Source organism: Pseudomonas sp. P5_152 (assembly GCF_033989915.1).
Taxonomy (GTDB): Bacteria; Pseudomonadota; Gammaproteobacteria; order Pseudomonadales; family Pseudomonadaceae; genus Aquipseudomonas.
Genome location: NZ_JASFAH010000002.1, coordinates 5,354,216 through 5,372,623 on the forward strand (window position 1 = coordinate 5,354,216; position 18,408 = coordinate 5,372,623).

General features: G+C 60.4%; 17 protein-coding genes. 11 read left to right on the plus strand and 6 right to left on the minus strand.

Features of this window, described 5'->3' with window-relative positions:
- Position 1 precedes the first annotated feature (1 nt).
- Both QMK50_RS24660 and QMK50_RS24665 read left to right on the plus strand, forming a co-directional pair.
- Entirely contained in the window at positions 2-1,243 is a 1,242-nt protein-coding gene (locus QMK50_RS24660) for a thiolase family protein (protein WP_320334552.1), read from the plus strand.
- A gap of 61 nt (positions 1,244-1,304) precedes the next feature.
- A complete protein-coding gene (locus tag QMK50_RS24665) occupies positions 1,305-3,059 on the plus strand; it encodes an acyl-CoA dehydrogenase (RefSeq protein ID WP_320334226.1) in 1,755 nt (584 codons plus the stop codon).
- Positions 3,060-3,065: 6 nt separating this feature from the next.
- On the opposite strand, the gene QMK50_RS24670 is transcribed toward QMK50_RS24665, so the two are convergent.
- Together QMK50_RS24670 and QMK50_RS24675 are read right to left on the minus strand one after the other, a co-directional pair.
- The gene (locus QMK50_RS24670) at positions 3,066-4,142 is read right to left on the minus strand and encodes an aromatic ring-hydroxylating dioxygenase subunit alpha (protein ID WP_320334227.1); all 1,077 of its coding nucleotides are present in this window, start codon (positions 4,140-4,142) and stop codon (positions 3,066-3,068) included.
- Positions 4,143-4,182: 40 nt separating this feature from the next.
- Positions 4,183-5,136: a PDR/VanB family oxidoreductase gene (locus tag QMK50_RS24675; protein ID WP_320334228.1), complete on the minus strand. Its 954-nt coding sequence runs from the start codon at positions 5,134-5,136 to the stop codon at positions 4,183-4,185.
- A 272-nt stretch (positions 5,137-5,408) separates the two neighbouring features.
- Here QMK50_RS24675 and QMK50_RS24680 point away from each other — a divergent pair, with 272 nt between their 5' ends.
- Both QMK50_RS24680 and QMK50_RS24685 read left to right on the plus strand, forming a co-directional pair.
- Positions 5,409-5,879 (plus strand): MarR family winged helix-turn-helix transcriptional regulator, encoded by a 471-nt coding sequence (locus tag QMK50_RS24680; protein WP_320334229.1) that lies wholly within the window; start codon positions 5,409-5,411, stop codon positions 5,877-5,879.
- A 137-nt stretch (positions 5,880-6,016) separates the two neighbouring features.
- The gene (locus tag QMK50_RS24685; protein WP_159995114.1) at positions 6,017-6,952 is read left to right on the plus strand and encodes a LysR family transcriptional regulator; all 936 of its coding nucleotides are present in this window, start codon (positions 6,017-6,019) and stop codon (positions 6,950-6,952) included.
- Here the strand turns inward: QMK50_RS24685 and QMK50_RS24690 are convergent.
- Positions 6,937-7,383, minus strand: coding sequence for a GlcG/HbpS family heme-binding protein (locus tag QMK50_RS24690; RefSeq protein ID WP_159998788.1), 447 nt, complete (start codon positions 7,381-7,383; stop codon positions 6,937-6,939). The genes QMK50_RS24685 and QMK50_RS24690 overlap by 16 nt on opposite strands.
- An 11-nt stretch (positions 7,384-7,394) precedes the next feature.
- Positions 7,395-8,744, minus strand: coding sequence for an amidohydrolase family protein (locus QMK50_RS24695; protein WP_320334230.1), 1,350 nt, complete (start codon positions 8,742-8,744; stop codon positions 7,395-7,397).
- Positions 8,745-8,794: 50 nt separating this feature from the next.
- Here QMK50_RS24695 and QMK50_RS24700 point away from each other — a divergent pair, with 50 nt between their 5' ends.
- Positions 8,795-9,097: a nuclear transport factor 2 family protein gene (locus tag QMK50_RS24700; RefSeq protein WP_159995118.1), complete on the plus strand. Its 303-nt coding sequence runs from the start codon at positions 8,795-8,797 to the stop codon at positions 9,095-9,097.
- Here the strand turns inward: QMK50_RS24700 and QMK50_RS24705 are convergent.
- Both QMK50_RS24705 and QMK50_RS24710 read right to left on the minus strand, forming a co-directional pair.
- Positions 9,077-10,234, minus strand: coding sequence for an alpha/beta hydrolase family protein (locus tag QMK50_RS24705; protein WP_159995120.1), 1,158 nt, complete (start codon positions 10,232-10,234; stop codon positions 9,077-9,079). The two genes, QMK50_RS24700 and QMK50_RS24705, sit on opposite strands and share 21 nt — an antisense overlap.
- A 59-nt stretch (positions 10,235-10,293) precedes the next feature.
- On the minus strand, positions 10,294-11,256 hold the full coding sequence (locus QMK50_RS24710; protein ID WP_159995122.1) for a LysR family transcriptional regulator: 963 nt from the start codon (positions 11,254-11,256) through the stop codon (positions 10,294-10,296).
- Between the two features lie 277 nt (positions 11,257-11,533).
- Between QMK50_RS24710 and QMK50_RS24715 the strand changes: the two genes are divergently transcribed.
- From QMK50_RS24715 to QMK50_RS24740, 6 genes are all read left to right on the plus strand, one after another.
- Entirely contained in the window at positions 11,534-12,463 is a 930-nt protein-coding gene (locus QMK50_RS24715) for a VOC family protein (RefSeq protein WP_320334231.1), read from the plus strand.
- Positions 12,464-12,472: 9 nt separating this feature from the next.
- Positions 12,473-12,814, plus strand: coding sequence for a Rieske (2Fe-2S) protein (locus tag QMK50_RS24720; RefSeq protein WP_320334232.1), 342 nt, complete (start codon positions 12,473-12,475; stop codon positions 12,812-12,814).
- 155 nt (positions 12,815-12,969) lie between these two features.
- Positions 12,970-14,094 carry an FAD-dependent oxidoreductase gene (locus QMK50_RS24725; protein WP_159995128.1) on the plus strand — a complete coding sequence of 375 codons (1,125 nt, stop codon included), beginning with the start codon at positions 12,970-12,972 and terminating at the stop codon, positions 14,092-14,094.
- 56 nt (positions 14,095-14,150) lie between these two features.
- Entirely contained in the window at positions 14,151-15,848 is a 1,698-nt protein-coding gene (locus tag QMK50_RS24730; protein ID WP_320334233.1) for a DUF1302 domain-containing protein, read from the plus strand.
- A gap of 12 nt (positions 15,849-15,860) precedes the next feature.
- Positions 15,861-17,249, plus strand: coding sequence for a DUF1329 domain-containing protein (locus tag QMK50_RS24735; RefSeq protein WP_159995132.1), 1,389 nt, complete (start codon positions 15,861-15,863; stop codon positions 17,247-17,249).
- A gap of 61 nt (positions 17,250-17,310) precedes the next feature.
- Entirely contained in the window at positions 17,311-18,405 is a 1,095-nt protein-coding gene (locus QMK50_RS24740; protein WP_320334234.1) for a WD40/YVTN/BNR-like repeat-containing protein, read from the plus strand.
- Positions 18,406-18,408: the final 3 nt, after the last annotated feature.

Sequence of the window (18,408 nt, forward strand, 5' to 3'; positions counted from 1 at the left end):
GCTGAACACCGGCGGGCAGTACTCGGCCTTTGCCGATGCGGCGATTTTCGATGCAGTGCGCACGCCGTGGGTGGACCTCGGTGGTGCACTGGCCGAAGTTTCGCCGATCGACCTGGGCATCAAGGTCGGGCGCGAAGTACTGGCTCGTGCGGGCGTCGATCCACTGGCGGTAGACAGCGTGCTGGCGGGCTCCATGGCCCAGGCCAGTTTCGATGCCTACCTGCTGCCACGGCATATCGGTCTGTATAGCGGCGTGGCGCAATCGGTTCCGGCACTGGGCGTGCAGCGCATCTGTGCCACCGGATTCGAATTGCTGCGCCAGGCCGCCAGGCAACTGGATGACGGTGTGCAACTGGCGCTGTGCGTGGCCACCGAGTCGATGTCACGCAATCCGATTGCCGCCTATACCCATCGTGGCGGTTTTCGCCTTGGCGCCGAGGTACAGTTCAAGGACTTTCTCTGGGAAGCGTTGTACGACCCAGCGCCCGGGGTGGACATGATCGCCACTGCCGACAAGCTGGCACGGCGCTATGGGCTGAGTCGCGAAGCCGTGGACGCCTATGCCTGTGCCAGTCATCAGCAGGCGTTTGCAGCGCAGCAGGCAGGGTGGCTGGCGCCGGAGATTGTTGCTGTGGCTCCACAGATCTTCGAACTTGAAGGCTATCAATCTCGCAGTATTCGCTTGCCTCGGGGCGTCGACTCAGTGAGTAAAGACAGCCACCCACGACCCGCAAATCTCGCCGCCCTGGCCCGGCTGCGCGCCGTGCACGAGGGCGGCGTACAAACCGCTGGAAACAGCTGTGCGGTAGCCGATGGTGCGGCGGCGGCGCTAGTCGGACCTGCTTCGGCTAGCCGCGGCACACCGTTAGCCTTGCTGCGGGCCAGCGCGGTGGTGGGAGTGGCACCGGAGTTCATGGGGATCGGACCTGCACCGGCGATTCGTCTGTTGGTGCAGCGCAGCGGCTTGAGCCTGGATCAGATCGACAGGTTTGAAATCAACGAAGCCCAAGCCGCCCAGGTCCTCGCCGTGGCTCAGGAGTTGCAGCTGGACCGCTGCCGTCTCAACGTCCAGGGGGGCTCGCTGGCCCTCGGTCACCCGTTGGCTGCCAGTGGCCTGCGCCTGGTATTGACCCTGTCCCGGCAACTGCGCGAACACAACCTGCGCTATGGGATTGCCGCGGCCTGTGTCGGCGGCGGGCAGGGCATGGCCCTGCTGATCGAGAACCCGACCTGGCGCGCCTGAGGCATCAGTAGCCCGCTCGTAGCGACGGATGTCACCTGTTCACTACCCTATGAGGTTTCACATGTGGAGCTATCAGGCGCCCTTGCGCGATATGCAATTTGTTCTTGAACACTGGCTGCAGGCACCCGAAGCGTGGCGTCGGAGTTCGGTATTCGAGGCGCTGGATTTGCCGCTGGCCGTGCAGGTACTGGAGCAAGCTGGGCGTTTCAGCAGTGGCATCCTTGCGCCGTTAAACAGCATTGGCGATCGTCAGGGTTGCCGTTTGGTCGAGGGGCGGGTCACCACTGCGGATGGCTTTGCCGAAGCGTATCGGGCCTATGTCGAAGGCGGTTGGCCGGCCCTGGCCTGTGCCGAGGCACTGGGCGGACAAGGCTTGCCGCAAGTGCTCGACGCGGCGCTGCAAGAGATGCTTTACGCCAGTAACCACGCGTGGGCCATGTACACCGGCATCGCCCACGGCGCCTACCTGTGTTTGAAGACCCACGCAGCCGCTTGGCTGCAGGAGCGCTATCTTCCCGGGATAATCAGTGGCGAAACCTTGGCCACCATGTGCCTGACTGAGCCCCAGGCTGGCAGTGATGTCGGCCTGCTACGCTGTCGCGCCGAACCTCAGGACGACGGCAGTTATCGGCTCAGTGGCAGCAAGCTGTTTATCTCGGGCGGCGAGCACGACCTCACCAACAACATCCTGCATCTGGTGCTGGCTCGCGTGCCGGGAGCGCCAACCGGCAGCCAAGGGGTTTCGCTGTTCCTGGTGCCGAAGTTATTGAATCAAGGACAGGCCAACGGCGTGGCCTGCGACGGTATCGAGCACAAGATGGGGATTAGGGGCAGTGCCACCTGTTCCCTCGTGTTCGAGGCGGCCCAGGGCTGGTTGATTGGCGAGGTCAATCGTGGCTTGAAGGCGATGTTCGTGATGATGAACTCAGCACGTCTTCACGTAGGCCTGCAAGGCCTGGGGCACTGTGAAGCGGCCTGGCAGAACTGCCGTAGCTACGCCAGTCAACGCCAGCAGATGCGTGCACCGTCAAGACCGGCCGGGGTCGTGGCGCAGGCAGCCGACCCGATCCACTACCATCCGGCAATACGCCGCGTCCTGCTCGAGTTACGCGCCACCAGCGAAGGCATGCGCGCTATTGGCTATTGGGTCGCACACCTGTTGGACCAGGCCGAACATGACCCGCAGCTGCTGGCTCGGCAACAAGCCGGGCAACTGGCGCAACTGCTAACGCCGATCATTAAGGCGTTTTTCACCGAACAGGGTTTTCGCCAGGCCAGCAACGCCTTGCAGGTGTTTGGCGGTTACGGTTACGTCACCGAATTTGCCATCGAGCAAACCCTGCGCGACAGCCGTATCGCCATGATCTACGAAGGTAGCAACGAGATTCAGGCCAACGACCTGCTGCTACGCAAGGTACTGGGCGACCAGGGCCAGGCTTTCGACCTGTTGTTGGCGCAATTGCGCGAGGAGTCCAGGCTGGGCGCCGAAATGCCACAGTGCGCCGACTTTGCTGCACAACTGGCGAACCTGTGTAGTGCGCTTCACGTGCTGGTTGGCGAGGTGCGTGAGCGATCACTCGAAGATGTCGAGTACCCCTATCGAGCTGCAGGGAGTTTTCTTCAGCTATGCGGCCTGACCTTGCTAGCGCAGGCCTGGGCACGGGCGGCTCGGGTCTCGCGGCAATTGCCTGAAGACGATCCGCTGCGCGCCGTCAAACTGGAAACCGCCGGGTTCTTTTTCAGCTACCTGCTGCCCCAGGCCGAGCAGCACATGGCTGCGGTGCGTGGGGCGCGAGCAAAGTTGGCGTTTATTTAACTGGATTCAACGATTGGATTGGCGAAGTTGCTCGATGATTCGGCGGGCGCGATTGGCGCCGACATCAACGTGGATGTCGATCATCGGACGCGCACCGAACCGGCACATGTTCTGATACTGGGCTTCAATCACTTCCTTGTCTTCATCGAAGGTCAGGATAGTTTGCTCGACGACCTTGGCCTTGATGGTTTCTGGATCACTCGCCGGGTTGGTGGCAATGGTCCAGAAGTAGTGACTGGTGGTGTCGGTTTCCGGCGTTACGCCGTGGAACCCGCGCATGTGGAAGCCACCGCGATCGGGGTCGTCCAGCGAGTCGGTGCCGGCATCCACCGCGCCGGTCCAGATCCGCAGATGACTGACGTGAAATTCGATTTCCTGCCAACGGTCCACGTTGCCTTTGAAGGGGTAGGCGGCGGTGTAAGTGGGCGGTGGAACAGAGTCCGGCATATGGCGCACCACCCGTACGACGTTGTCTTCGCTTTCCACACTCATCCGCGCATTCATGTGGATGCTGGCGTTACCGCCGATGGTGCGCAGGTGGACATACCCCAAATGGCTCAAGTCCATGAGGTTGTCGTGGATCAGCTGATAGGGCGCGTTGTAGTGGTACACGTTGCCGTCGAACAGGTATTTGCCACTGCTGTGCACGGCGTAGGCCGGTGGCTCACACATAGGCTCAGGTTGTGCCTCGCTGCCAAACCAGATCCAGACGATCTGGTCCTGCTCACGCACGTGATACGCCGGCACTTTGGCTTTGCTCGGGATCTTGTCCTGGCCCGGGATCTCGATGCATTTTCCATGGTCATCGAACAGCAGGCCGTGATAACCGCAACGAATGCCCATTGCTTCGAGCGTGCCGTTCGACAGGGGGAGTGCCCTGTGGCAACAGCGGTCCTCCAATGCCGCGACCTCGCCGTTGGCCTTGCGAAACAGCACCACTGGCTTGTTGAGTAATGTTCGGCCCACAGGTTTGTCCTTCAACTCCCAACCCAGGGCAGCGACGTACCACTGGTTGAGGGGAAAGCTGGGCAAGGCAGGTGCCGGAATTTCTTCGGCAAGGGTTTGGAGAGTGGAGGTGTTCATGGTGTTCTCCAGGAGGCACGGTTGATGTTGTTGTTTGAATTCACAGGTCGAGCACCAGGCGTGATGATCTGGCGCGGGAGCAGCAGGGGGTAAAACGATCGTTTGCGGCGTGTTCGGCCACGGTCAGGAACTTGTCCCGGTGTTCGGGAATACCCTTGAGGATGCGGGTGACGCACGTACCGCAGACGCCTTGCTCGCAGGATGACTCGATCGCTATGCCGGCCTCGTCGAGTACTTCAAACACCGTACGTTCGGCAGGAATCTGAAAAACCTGGCCACTGCTTGCCAGTTCAACTTCGAACGCTGCATTGGCGCCTTGATCGATAGGGGCGGCGGCGAAGAACTCTTTGTGTACCCGCTCCTGCGGCCACCCGCCGTTCTGCGCCGAATCGAGGATGTAGTTGATGAAACCGCTCGGCCCGCACACATACAGATGCGTGCCAGCCTGGCAGGGTGTGAGCAAGGCGCGTGCATCCAGCTTCTGCATCTGGGGGCCGCTGTCGTCATGAAGCTTTATGCGGTCGGCGAAAGGGGTTTGCTCGAGCATCGCGACGAACGCTGCACGCTCGCTCGAACGGAAGCAGTAGTGCAGCTCGAAATCTGCTCCTTGATGCGACAGCTCCCAGGCCATGGCCAGCATGGGTGTGATACCGATTCCACCACCAAATAGCAGGTGTCGCTTGGCTGAGCGATCAAGCGGGAACAGATTGCGCGGAGCGCTGATGGTGATTGTTTGCCCAGACTTAATCTGCTCGTGCATGGCCCTGGAGCCGCCCCGTGAGTTCGGGTCCTTGAGCACGCTGATCAGGTAGCGGTGACGTTCCTTGGGATCGTTGCACAAGGAGTACTGGCGGGTGAGGCCATCGGCAAGATGAATGTCGATGTGGGCACCGGCCTCGAACGCCGGCAGCGGGCTGCCGTGCGCGGCGCATAACTCGAAACTGCAGATGCCTTCGGCTTCGTCTGTTTTGCGGGTGACGTTGACTTGAAGCATGACCTGTCCCTCCACACTGAAGTGGCTGCTGAAAAAAAGCGTCGGTTAGAGCACTGGCCGGGGACGGGTCAGCCGGGTGCTGGCACGAGAAAAACGAAGGCGATGAGATTGAAAGGGTGCATGACCAAAACCTGATAATTATTTTTATGAGGCAGGGCGACGGCCTATCATGCAGCGAATCGCCCGTAATGTTCGGTTGAGAAATCCTCCGATTATTTAGTTGCGGTGTCAACCAATATTCCAAGGCCCCGCCGATCCAAGGTATTCGCTCAATGTCCGCAGAATCCCAACTGAACCTGACGCGTTATGTCCCTGCACTGTTGAATTTTTTGTCCAACAAGCTCTCTGCAGGGGCATCGCAGTGCTATCGCAAACACTTCGGTATCGGTGTGGTCGAGTGGCGAATGCTCTCGATGCTTGCCGTGGAAAATGACATCACGGCCAATCGAATCTGCCAGACGATCGGTCTGGACAAGAGCGCGGTCAGTCGCTCACTCCAGTCCCTGGAAACGGCAGGGCACATTCGCAGCCAAGTCGATTCAACCGATGCCCGACGCTACACCGTCAGCCTGACGGACACCGGCAAAGCCTTGCATGAACGAGTATTGAAGGTGGCACTGGAACGCGAGCGGCGCCTGCTCAGCGGGCTCTCTGCCTCGGAAGTGGACACCCTCGTCGAGTTGTTGGGCCGGCTGCATTCGCAGGTCACCAACGTCAACGAGTACGACCCGCTAGACGCTTGAGTTCACACCCAATGCGCCTGCGCGCCAGGTATCGCGATTGACGATAGGTTGCATCCCTGAACTCGATTAGTCAGCCTCCCTCAGTCACGGCAGTCTGGCTGTCATCAGAAAACTCCAGGGTGCGAGACAGGTAAAACATGCGTTATCGACGCCTTGACTTGAACCTGCTGGTCGCGCTGGAAGCCTTGTTGAGCGAAGGCAGCGTCAGCAGGGCCGCCGAGCGATTGTGCCTGGGTCAGTCGGCAACCAGTTCGGCACTCGGGCGTTTGCGCGAGCATTTCAATGATCCGTTGCTGGTCCAGGTAGGACGGCGATTGGAAGCCACGGCACTGGGGGTGGCGCTGCTTCCCAAAGTGCGTGAAGCATTGGCACTGACGCGTGAAATCATCGATGCACCGGTCAACTTCGAGCCGGCCGACTGTTATCGCAACTTCACGTTGGTGGCGTCCGACTACGTGGCTGGCGTGTTGTTGCCGGCAGTCAGCCTTGAATTGGCCCGAGTCGCACCTGGCGTTCGCTTGAGTCTGCGGGATTTGCCCGTACCGCGCGACGGTGATGTGGTCAGCGAAGCGCTCGATTATCGACGCAGTGACTATGTGATTGTTCCCAAGCGGCGCTTGAACCCGGCTTACCCTCATGTACCACTGATGAGTGACCAGCTCTGTTGCATCGTCTGCGCGCGGGAGCCGCAGTTCGCCGACGGATTAAGCCTGGCCGACTACTGCAGCGCCGAGCACGTGGTTCGCGAGTTTGCCGAGGGTCAAAACCTGGCGATGGATGCTGTGCATCTGCATGAGTTGGGTATTCAACGTCGAGTGGCGGTGGCCCTGGAAAGTTTTGTGCTGATGCCCGAGTTCATCGTAGGTACTGCGCGGATCGCCACGGTGTTTCGCCGACAGGCACAGCGCTTCGCTCAACATTATCCGCTGCGTATTCACCCGACACCGTTGGCATTTCCCGACGCTGTGCAGGTGCTGCAATGGCATCCCTATCAAGACCATGACCCGGCAATGGCGTGGTTCCGCGGCCTGCTATCGGAGCAGGCCGCGTTGCTTGATCAAAGTGCCAACTGATCACCGGTGTCCGCCACCAGTGCCGCCTGCTCAATAGCCTGCAAAGCGCATCGTTCGTCATTGTCCGAAGTGTCGCCGCTGACACCCACGGCCCCCAGGATCAGGCCCTCGGCATTGCGAATCAGCACGCCGCCGGCCGCGGGAATGACCTCGCCGCCGGTCAGGCTGTTAATGGCGTCGTAAAACGCCGGCATCGCCTGTGCGCGCCGGGCCAGTTCACGCCCGCCGAAACCCATTCCCAGGCAACCCCGGGCCTTGCCGGTGGCAATTTGTGGGCGCAGGAAACTGGCACTTTCATCACGCAAGACTGCCAGCGGATGACCTGCAGCATCCAGCACGGCGACGGCCAGTGGCTTGATGCCCGTTTCCCGGGCGATACGGATCGCGCTACTGGCGATATGGGTGGCGGTCATCAGGTCGAGGTGTTGCATCGTGTCGGTTCTCATTGCGCCCACTTGCCCAATTGGGTAACGCGGTCCCTGGTGTACAGGTCAGTCCATTTCAGCGAGTTGAAATCAGAAACCTGCTTGGGGTTGTAAGGGCTGCGCTCCATGCGCGCAGGTTGGCCTGCCTTGTACACGGCTTTAAGGCGAGAGCGGTCTTGCAGGATGCGGATGTCGTGCAGCGGCGAACCGTCGAGCAACAGGAAGTCCGCTTGCTTGCCCACTTCGAGGGTGCCGATGGTTTCACCACGTGGCATGCAACGTGCGCCGACGGCCGTGGCGGCGTACAACGCTTCTGCGGGTGTGAAGCCCAGGCGAGTGACCAACAACTCCAGTTCACGGGCATGCCATTCGCCATAAGGCGTTACTGCAAAACCACTGTCACTGCCGCAGGCGAAAGGCACGCCCGCGGCTTTGGCACGCTTGAGCACCGCTGAACCGATTTCCAGGGTGCGGGCACAATAGCCGGCGTAACCGGTGCTGATGGCCGGATCGTGGGGCTGGCAGAAGTCCACGGTGTTTTGCGGGAAGGTCATGGTCGGCGCGAGGATGCTGCCGGCTTCGAGCAAGGCCTCGATGCATGCGTCGTCCATGTAGAAGGCATGGAACACCAGATCGACACCGGCGCGCGCGGCATACATCACCGCCTCTCGACCATAGGCATGGGTCGCTACTTTGCAGCCCAGGCGATGGGCTTCCTGGACCATTTCATAGGTTTCTTCTGCGGTGAACGCGGCGATGATTTCGCCATTCGAGCGGCGGTGAGTACCGTCCATGGCGATCTTGATCAGGTCGACGCCATCCTTGGCTTGTTTGCGGATTTGCGCCAATGCTTCACTGCGGCTGGTGACCAGGTGCGCGGTGAAATATTCCGGAGCGCCTACGCGGCTCGGGAACCAGTCGTTGAGGCTCTGTCGATTGGTGATGACCCGGCTGCTGGCGGCGATGCGCGGGCCCTCGAACAAGCCGGCCGCGATTGCAGTGCGCACCGCGATGCTGAGTTGGCCGCTATCGCCAGGGCAGACCATGCTGGTCACGCCAGCGGCCAGTACATGTTGGGCGAAGAACATGCCGCGCAGGGCGCGGAACTCGTCACTGGTCCAGATATCAATGTCTTCTTCGCTCTGCGCGTTGCCAAAGGCCAGGTGGGTGTGCACATCCACCAGGCCGGGCATGACAAAGTTATCGCCGGCGTCCAGCAGCGTGTCTCCCGGTTGTGGCTGCGGTGCAGCAGCGGTCGGGCCGACATATGACAGCAGGCCGTTTTCCACGACCAGGGTTTGCTGTTGACGGGTGTGCAGACCGGTTCCGTCGAACAGCGTCTGGCATTTCAGGTGCAGGGCGGGCATGGCAATTTCACTTTGCTGATTGTTATGCAAAGCGAAGCTAGGGCAGAGCCTTGGATGCCACCAGCAACTTGTATCAATGCTCACGTATTGATGGCGTCGATAGCGGTCCGATGACCACCGCAACCGAAAAAACCGAACTCCGGGCACTTGAGCAAGCACGTCGCCGGGCATTGGTAGAGGAAGACTATTCGCGTGTCGCGCAGTTGTTCGCCGACGATCGGGTGTACTTACACACCGCGGGGGTGGTGCAAGGCAAGTCGGAGTATCTGGGGTATGCGAAAAACGCCGGAGAGCCCCAGGGCTGTCCGGCGTTTGTTGTCTTGCCAAGCGTTTTAAGCGGTGTGGCCGCCTAAGGTTTCGGCAATCCAGTCAGCGATGTAATGACCCGCGTTGATGCTGTTATCAAAGCTGGAATGCTGTACGCCGCCTTCGCGCTCGGTGAAGATTTTAAGCTCACGTTTAGGGCTGTTAACCAGTTGCTCGTAAGTACGCTGTGCCCACTTGAGCGGTATCTGCGAGTCCTTTTCACCGTGGGTGACCAGGAACGGAACCTTGATGCGGTCCAGTACGCCGTCCAGGTGCACATTTTCGGCGATGGTCATGAACTCATCCATATCCTTTGCCCCCCACACCCAGCACACGTGCGCCCAATAGTGCGGGACGGGGAAGCTACCTTCTTTTTCCAGGCGGCGTTTTTGCACGTCGCGCCAGTCATGGTTGGCGCCCCACACCACACCACAGGCAAACCGTGGTTCAAACGCCACCGCACGCGGGCAGTAATAACCGCCGAGTGAAACGCCTTCCAGGCCGATACGCTGGGCATCAACGTCACTTCGGGTTTGCAGCCAGTCGACCACGCGGCTGGCCCAATGCTCGCTGTCATATCGGGCAATCAGGTTATGCAAGCGCAGTGCTTCACCCGTTCCGGGTTGGTCGATAATCAACGATGACACTCCGCGTTTTGCCAACCACCCCGGCAGTCCGACGCGATATTTCATTTCTTTGGTCGAGTCCAGTCCATTGACCTGCACCAGGATCGGCGCTGGGCCGGTCACGCCTTCGGCACGCACCAGCAAGCCGGAAATATGTTTGCCCTCGTAGGGGATTTCAACGCGCTCGCAGTTCTCCCGTGACAGTTCGATACCGCGTTTGAATGTCTGAAGGAAGCGCTGGTAAAGCGCTGTACGACCAGGGGCCCCGTGGGCTTGAAGGCGCTCGCAGGTGAGGTAGTAAGTGGCGGCGCGGCTGTACTTCTCGCCGGCGGACAGCAGTCGTCCATGGCCTTCATCTTCTTCGGCCAGGCCGCAGAGCTTGTCAGCCATCTTCGCCCAGGTTTCGCGAAATGCTTTGGTTCCAGCGGCGTCAGGCTGCTGGGCGGCTTCCTGAAGCGGTGCACACATCTCCTCAATTTCGCCCATCCGGGCACCCATCTCGATGGCCAGGTCGACTGAGAGATTCCACACGTAATTGGTCGGGAAGTAGCGGAACATGATTGTTGTTGTCCTTATGGTTGCCTTGGCGTTTACAAGGCAAGGTAAGGACGCCCCGACTAATTGGCCAATCGTGAGTCGGGATGGGAGGTATCGCGAGCAGCGATATGATCGTGTTCAAGATGCTGGATGAATTCGCTGATGCGTTCGCGCAGCCAGCGGTGCATGGGGTCGCCGTCGACGCTGCGGTGCCAGAGCATGACCTCGCGCATCACCGGTATCTTCACCGGCGGATTGAGGATGCGCAGCGGCAGGTGTTCGGCATACAACCGCGCCAGACGCTGGTGCATGGTGGCGATGCGTTGGGTGCCAACGACTAGTTGTGGCAGGGTGTTGAAGTCGTTCGTGATGACCTCGATACGCCGATTGAAACCGTACTGGTTCATGAACCACTCTTCGATGCTCAAGTGCCGGCTACGGCCGAACCCGACAGAAACGTGGCCCATGCCCATGTACTGCTCAAGGGTCAGGCTGTCGCCGACCTGGGTATTGCCGTCCCACACCACGCAGACATGCTCCTCTTCAAACAGCAGCTTGTGAGGGTGACCGTCAATGATGTAACGCTCAGGCACGATCATCAGGTCGACCTCGCCGCGAACCAGTAACTCACCGGAATTGTCGCCAGGGCCAAGCATCTCGAAAGTGATGTTGGGCGCCTCTTGGTGAATCTTCTGAATCACCTGGGCAAACAGCACGCTGATCAGGTAGTCCGAGGTCACGAGGCGGAAATGACGTTTGCTGGTCGTGGGGTCGAACACCGGCTTGGCAGTGATCGACGACTGGATCGTCAACAGTACCTCGCGGATCGGTTTGGCCAGTTCCTGGGCATACGGTGTGGGCTGCATCTTACGCCCCACCTGTACCAGCAGTTCGTCTTCGAAATAAGTACGCAGGCGTCCCAATACACCGCTGGTGGCGGACTGAGTCATGTGCAGGCGTTCGGCGGCACGGGTGATGTTCTGCTCTTCGAGCAAAACATCGAGGGCGACCAGCAGGTTCAAATCCAGATGATTGAAACGCATTGGGCAGGTCCGTTTTTGTATTTATTTTCGCGATACATTCCGGTGAATTGAGCATCCCGTCAACCCCACCTGTGCGCTGCCGTCCCGCGCACTCAGGTATCGCGTTTTCGGATAGGTCGCATCCCCACTCGCGATTAGTCAGCTGCCAAACCGCACGGCAATCTTCGCCGCAGTCGGACTTCTTGCCGACACCACCACCGGATTCCCTGCATCGCTCAATGGCCTGTCGAGCCGTCGGTGCCGGTTTGCGGATACTAATTTCAATGGAGTGGTAGCCATGAACATCATTGGCCTTGATGCCCTGATCTTTGGCGTCGATGACATCCAAGCCTGTACCGATTGCCTGCGTGATTACGGCCTGACGCCGGTTGACGTCGACAACACGGGTGGGCGTTTTGAAGCATTGGACGGCACGTCTGTGATCATTCGTCGAGCGGACGATCCAACGCTGCCGGTTGCCATCGGCCCGGCACCGTCGATTCGCGAAACCATTTACGGCGTTGCCAGCGCGGCAGACCTTGATGCAATCGAAGATGAGTTGGCGCGCGATCGTCAGGTCACCCGTGAAAACGGTGTGCTGCACAGCTTCGACGACATGGGGTTTGCCATCGCATTCCAGGTCACTGTTCGCAGGTCCTACAGCGCCCCGGATGACTTGACCAACGCCGCCGGCCATGCGCCACAGCGTCCGCTCAACCAACCCGGCATTACCCTCGACATGCGTGCGGTGCCACGTACCTTGTCCCATGTGGTGTATTTCGTCCCCGATGCCGCCAAGGCCGAGGCCTTCTACGCCGACCGCCTGGGTTTCAGAACCACTGACACCTTCATTGGGGCGGGGCCATTCATGCGTCCGGCGGGTTCCGATGATCACCATTGCCTGTTCATGATCCAGACCCCGCCGCACATGAAGGGCTGCGAGCACTTCACCTTCCACATGGGCAGCGGCACTGAAGTGTTGCTGGCCGGTACACGCTTCGAGCAAAAAGGCTGGACCAGTTTTTGGGGCCCTGGCCGTCACCTGTTTGGCTCCAACTGGTTCTGGTACTTCAACAGTCCGCTGGGCTGCCACATCGAATACGACGCCGACATGGACAAGCACGATGACGCCTGGGAGGCGCGCCGTGCCCCTCTGTCGGCGGATAACTCGCAGCTGTTCCTGTTCACCTCGAAGGAAAAATGGGCGCCGGGCGGCCCGCCGCGGTAGGTATCTGTCATGGATCACAGCGATTTCTCCCTGTGCCGGATGGACGAACTGGTGGAAGGACAGGCGCGCGGCTTCGATCCATTGCAGCGCGGCAGGGACAGTGTCTTTGCACTGGTGCACGAGGGGCAGGTGCGGATTTATCGCAACAGTTGCCCGCATCTGGACGTGCGCCTGGAGTACCGCAAGGACCGGTTCTTGTCGGCTGATGGGCGGTTGATTGTCTGTTACGCCCACGGTGCGCAGTTCCTCCCGAGCACTGGCGAATGTGTCTACGGCCCGTGCCTGGGCCAAAAACTGGCCGCCTTGCCTTGGCACCAGGAGGCCGGCTGGGTGGTGCTGGAAGGCCTGTAACAACAGCGTGCTCAGGGGCGATTGAGGTATTGCGTTTGGCGATACATCGCATCCCTACACGCGATTAGTCAAATCCTTGTTTTGACCGGAAGCTGGACCTACCGACGCAGTGCCCGGCGCTGCATCGAATCACAAGAATAAAAAGTGAGTAAGCCATGAGTGCAGTGAACAAAGTTCTGATCGTGGGCGGTGGTATTGGTGGCTTGTGTGCGGCCATAGCCCTACGACGCAAGGGCATTGAGGTCGATCTGGTCGAACTCAAGTCAGAATGGACCGTTTACGGTGTCGGGATCATCCAGCAAAGCAACGTGGTCCGCGAAATGGCCAAGCTGGGTGTGCTCGACGGTTATCTCGATGCGGCGTATGCCTTTGAAGACGTCGCGATCTACGGCCCGGCGGGTCAGCAACTGGCGCGCATCCCGGGCCAGCGCCTGGCAGGGCCTGCGTACCCGGCCAACGTCGGCATCTCGCGTCTGGCGCTGCACAAAGTCCTCAGTGAAACGGCGCTGGAGCTGGGCGCCAAGGTCCGTTTGGGGCTTAGCGTTGAATCCCTGAACGACAATGGCGACAGCGTGGAAGTGCTGTTCACCGATGCCAGCAGCGCCGCCTACGACCTGGTGGTTGGAGCTGACGGCCTGTTCTCCAAGGTTCGAGATTTGCTGCTCGGCGACACCTACACGCCGCGCTTCACCGGCCAATCGGTGTGGCGCTACAACTTCGCGCGTGATCCGCAAATCGATCACCTCGCCAACTACCAGAGCGCCGAAGGCAACGCCGGCCTGGTACCGCTGGCCGGCGACTTGATGTACCTGTTCCTCACCTCCCATGAACCGTCCAATCCGCGGATGGACCCCGCGACGCTGGCCGAACAGATGCGGCAGCGCTTGCAAGGCTTCACCGGCCTCATCGGCCAATTGCGTGAACAGATCACCGACAGCAGCCAAGTGGTTTACAAGCCAATGGAAGTGGTCTTCGTCGACGAGCCCTGGTACCGCGGTCGCGTTCTGCTGATCGGTGACGCCGCGCACGCGACTACGCCGCACCTCGGGCAAGGGGCCGGCATGGCAATTGAAGATGCCATCGTGCTCAGCGAAGAGCTGACCCGCGACGGCAGCGTCGAGCAGCAGCTTCAACGCTTCATGACGCGCCGTTTCGAGCGCTGCAAGTACATCAGCGAAAGCTCGGTGCTGGCCGGCGACAAGGAAATGCAGCACGACCGGGACTTCGACCGCATCGGCCTGGTCAAGCAGATGCTTGCGCGCACGGCTGAGCCGATCTGATTCGACAGGGCCGTCACCCACAGCAGTTACCACTATAAAAACAAGAGGTTAACGCGATGGTTAGTTCCACGACTGCGACGCTTGCGCGCCGCCGGGTCTGCACGTCTGCACCCTTTGGTTTCAGTTTGGCCGCGGCGTTGGTGCTGTTCAGCCAGGCCGCCCATGCCTTTTCGGTGGATACCGGCAATCCGGATTTCAACCTGCGCTGGGATAACACCGTGAAGTACAGCGCCGCCTGGCGCACCCAGAATCCCAGCAGCAAGCTGACCGAGGGCCAGGTGGCACTCAACCAGGACGATGGCGATCGGGCGTTCAAAAAGGGTCTGATTTCCAACCGCACGGACATCCTCTCCGAGCTGGATATGTCGTTCAAAAACGTCGGCGCGCGCCTCAGTGGAGCCGCCTGGTACGACACCGCCTACCAGCACGACAACGATAACGACGATCCGGCGCGGGCCAACGCGCGTTCCGTGGGCTATGACGAATTCACCGACGACACCCGCCACCTGCATGGCGGCGACGGCGAATTGCTCGATGCGTTCGTGTACTGGAACGGCGAGCTGGCTGATCATTCCACGTCCGTGCGTGTCGGCCGCCACGGGTTGATCTGGGGCGAGAGCCTGTTCTTCGGCGCCAACGGCATTGCCGGTGGCATGGCGCCGGTCGACGTGGTGAAAGCGCAGTCCGTCCCCAACACCCAGTTCAAGGAAATCACCCGGCCGGTCAATCAGCTGTCGGGTACCTTCCAGCTGACCGACGATGTGTCGCTCGGCGCCTTCTACCAGTTGGAGTGGGAGGAGACACGCCTGCCGGGTGCCGGTAGTTATTTCTCCACTAGCGACACCATTGGTGAAGGCAATGAACGCTTGATCGTAGGGGCGCCGTTTCCTGCGTTCCTCGGTGGCAATCCCAGCAGTCCGGCGGCGTTCTTCCATGGCAACGACAAGGAAGCGAAAAGTTCAGGGCAGGGCGGCCTGCAGTTGAAATACAGCGCGGAAACGGTCGAGTACGGCCTGTACGCGATTCAATATCACGACAAGACCCCCAAGCTGTACCTCAAACCCTCTACCGGTGTGCCGAACTTCAGTACCGGCCAGATCGGCGAGTACTACTGGGTGTACCCGGAGGATATTCGCGCCTTTGGGGGCAGTTTTTCCACCACGGTCGACGAATACAGTTTCGCCGGTGAAGCCTCGATGCGCTGGAACATGCCGCTGGTTTCCAACGGGCAAACCGTCCTGCCGGGTGTCGTCGCCGACAACGATGACGATGCACTGTATGCAGTGGGCCGTACCGCTCACGTCAACCTAAACGTCCTGGCTTCATTCGGGCCGAACTTCCTTGCCAGGGAGTCGGGACTGGTCGGTGAGATCGCCTGGAACCGCCTGCTGAGCGTCACAAAAAACCGTGCCGCCCTTGACCCCAACGCTACCGATGACGGTCTCGGGTTCAAGGTGGTCTACACCCCGACCTATCGCCAGTTTTTCTCCGGCATCGATATCAGCATTCCGCTTGGCCTCAGCTACTTCCCGCTGGGTAAATCGGCCGTTGTCAGCTCGTTCGGTCCGGACAAAGGCGGCGATATGAACATCGGTATCACCGCCACCTACCTGGATCGCGTCACCGCCGGCCTGACCTACACGCATTACTACGGCGCCGAGGACACCAACCTCAACGCTGCCAGCCAGTTCAATTACAAGCAATCGCTCAAAGACCGGGACTACCTGGCCTTTTCCGTCAAGACCACGTTTTAAGAGGACTTGCGCATGACCCACAATAAGAAAACCGCAGCCTTCAAGCTCAAAGCCCTTTGCCTGGCGCTGCTCGGCGGCCTGGCCATTTGCAGCCAAGTGACATTGGCGGCGACGGCTGAAGAGGCGGCCAAACTGTCAAAGAACCTGACACCGTTCGGCGCCGAGCGCGCTGGTAACGCTGACGGCAGCATTCCCGCCTGGGACGGTGGTTACACCAAGGTGGATCCTTCGTACAAGGAGGGCGGCAAGCGCTCCGATCCATTCGCTGCCGACAAACCGCTGTTGAGCATTACCTCGAAAAACCTCGCGCAATACGCTGGCAAGCTCAGCGACGGCACCAAGGAAATGTTCAAGCGTTTCCCCGAGACTTATCGCATCGACGTTTACCCGACACGGCGCACCGCCGCCGCGCCGCAATGGGTGTATGACAACACCCTGAAAAACGCCACCCGCGCCAAATTAGTCGAGAGCAGCGCCGGTCCGGTTCCCGAAGGCGCTTTTGGCGGCATTCCGTTTCCGATCCCGAAAAACGGCGCCGAAGCCATGTGGAACCACGTGCTCAATTGGCGCGGGACCTCGGTGTCGATGCATTTTCGGCATTACCTGATGACGGCCGACGGCAAGCAGGTGATGACCACCGACGGCAAGGCCATTCAGGAGATGCCGTATTACTACCAGGAAGGGACACCAGAGTCGTTTGCCGGTGACTACTGGCTGTTCCGGCTGCTCAACGTCGGCCCACCATTGCGCGCTGGCGAGCAGATCATGGGCCGCACCAACATCAACGGCGACCTGTCCCAGGCGCACGTTTACCTGACCGGTCAGCGCCGTGTGCGCAAGCTGCCCAATGCCTGCTGCGATACGCCGACACCAGCGACAGCCGGGGTCATGTCGTTTGACGAATTGAGCGTGTTCCAGGGTCGCATGGACCGCTTCGACTGGAAGCTGATCGGCAAGCAGGAGATGTACATCCCCTACAACACCAACAAGGTGCAAGCCGCCGCCAAACCTGAAGACCTGTTCCTCGCTCACCACATGAACCCGGATTACGTGCGTTGGGAGCTACACCGGGTGTGGGTCGTGGAAGCGGACCTGGCACCGGGCAAACGTCACCAGTTGCCGAAGGGCCGTTACTACCTCGATGAGGACACTTGGCAAGCCATGTTGGGCGACCGCTGGGACGCCAACGGCCAATTGGCCAAGACGCTGTGGTCGTTGCCGGCGGTACTTCCGGACCTGCCTGCGCAAGCGCAATTGTCCTCGGGTTTCTACGACCTGACCTCCGGCGCCTGGTTTATCCAGAACGTCTACACCGGCCAGCCTGAGCAGTACGGCATGGTGGATCGCTACAAGGCCTCCGAGTTTTCACCGGCGGCGATGGCGGGTGCCGGGGTTCGTTGAGCAAGGCCGGATCGCGGTTTACCAACCGTGATTCGGTTTCACAAGGGTTGTCGAGGTCGCAATGAACAGAATCTGTCAGGTGGTCGGTCGGCTGATGTGTCTTATGGCGTTGCCGTTGAGTCAGGCGCACGCCGCGGCGGTGGGCGACGCGCTCGCTACGCCGGCAATGCAGGCCCCACAAGCAAAATCCGCGGTGTTGCTGGACTTGGCCCGTGCAGGTGCGCGGCTGGTGGCGGTGGGCGAGCGGGGCATCGTGCTGCTTTCCGATGACAACGGTGTCAGCTGGCGTCAAGCGCAAGTGCCGGTGTCGGTCAGCCTCACGGCCGTGCAGTTTGTCGACGCCCATACGGGTTGGGCAGTCGGGCATGCGGGTGTGGTCTTGGTCTCGCATGACGCGGGTGAGCATTGGGTTACGCAACTGGATGGACTGCGAGCGGCACAGCTAGAGCTGGCAGACGCTCGCCGGCAACTGCCGTTGGCCAATGACCTGGAGGCTGCCGCCGCGCGGGTCCAAACAGCCGAGCGCCTGGTCGATGAGGGTGCTGACAAGCCGTTTCTGGCCGTGCACTTTGTGGACGCCCAGCGCGGTCTGATCGTGGGGGCATACGGCCTGGCCTTGCGCACCCTCGATGGCGGTACAACCTGGCAATCGCTCATGGGCAACATCGATAACCCGATGGGCGCCCATCTGTCCGCCATCGCTCAGCAAGGAGAGCACTGGTTCCTGGCCGGCGAGCAGGGCTACCTCGCGCGTTCGGACGATGCCGGCAAATCGTTCGCGCCATTGCAAAGCCCCTATGCGGGCAGCTTTTTCACCCTACAAATGCGCGATGACGGCGTCTTGCTGGTGGCTGGGTTAAAGGGCAATGCGTTTGTCTCCAGTGACCTGGGCGACAGTTTCAAACCTGCGCCGGTCTCGATGCCGGTGTCTTTCAGCGATGCCATTCGCACCGACGACGGCCAGTTGCTGCTGGTTAACCAGAGCGGCGCCTTGTTTCGCACCAACAGTCAGCCCGGCGCAATGCTCAAGCCCTTCGGCAAACCGCTCGGCAAGCCCGTCTCCAGTGTTATCCAGGCCGCCGATGGCAGCCTGACGCTGGCTGGTTTTACTGGATTGACGCGCGTATCGCCGTCAACCACTAGCGCTTCGGAGTGAGGT

What these genes read in the sequence shown, in the direction of transcription:
- QMK50_RS24665 (WP_320334226.1), top strand. Translation starts at nt 1,305, where the DNA reads ATGTGGAGCTATCAGGCGCCCTTGCGCGATATGCAATTTGTTCTTGAA.
- QMK50_RS24670 (WP_320334227.1), bottom strand. Translation starts at nt 4,142, where the DNA reads ATGAACACCTCCACTCTCCAAACCCTTGCCGAAGAAATTCCGGCACCT.
- QMK50_RS24675 (WP_320334228.1), bottom strand. Translation starts at nt 5,136, where the DNA reads ATGCTTCAAGTCAACGTCACCCGCAAAACAGACGAAGCCGAAGGCATC.
- QMK50_RS24680 (WP_320334229.1), top strand. Translation starts at nt 5,409, where the DNA reads ATGTCCGCAGAATCCCAACTGAACCTGACGCGTTATGTCCCTGCACTG.
- QMK50_RS24685 (WP_159995114.1), top strand. Translation starts at nt 6,017, where the DNA reads ATGCGTTATCGACGCCTTGACTTGAACCTGCTGGTCGCGCTGGAAGCC.
- QMK50_RS24690 (WP_159998788.1), bottom strand. Translation starts at nt 7,383, where the DNA reads ATGCAACACCTCGACCTGATGACCGCCACCCATATCGCCAGTAGCGCG.
- QMK50_RS24695 (WP_320334230.1), bottom strand. Translation starts at nt 8,744, where the DNA reads ATGCCCGCCCTGCACCTGAAATGCCAGACGCTGTTCGACGGAACCGGT.
- QMK50_RS24705 (WP_159995120.1), bottom strand. Translation starts at nt 10,234, where the DNA reads ATGTTCCGCTACTTCCCGACCAATTACGTGTGGAATCTCTCAGTCGAC.
- QMK50_RS24710 (WP_159995122.1), bottom strand. Translation starts at nt 11,256, where the DNA reads ATGCGTTTCAATCATCTGGATTTGAACCTGCTGGTCGCCCTCGATGTT.
- QMK50_RS24715 (WP_320334231.1), top strand. Translation starts at nt 11,534, where the DNA reads ATGAACATCATTGGCCTTGATGCCCTGATCTTTGGCGTCGATGACATC.
- QMK50_RS24720 (WP_320334232.1), top strand. Translation starts at nt 12,473, where the DNA reads ATGGATCACAGCGATTTCTCCCTGTGCCGGATGGACGAACTGGTGGAA.
- QMK50_RS24725 (WP_159995128.1), top strand. Translation starts at nt 12,970, where the DNA reads ATGAGTGCAGTGAACAAAGTTCTGATCGTGGGCGGTGGTATTGGTGGC.
- QMK50_RS24730 (WP_320334233.1), top strand. Translation starts at nt 14,151, where the DNA reads ATGGTTAGTTCCACGACTGCGACGCTTGCGCGCCGCCGGGTCTGCACG.
- QMK50_RS24735 (WP_159995132.1), top strand. Translation starts at nt 15,861, where the DNA reads ATGACCCACAATAAGAAAACCGCAGCCTTCAAGCTCAAAGCCCTTTGC.
- QMK50_RS24740 (WP_320334234.1), top strand. Translation starts at nt 17,311, where the DNA reads ATGAACAGAATCTGTCAGGTGGTCGGTCGGCTGATGTGTCTTATGGCG.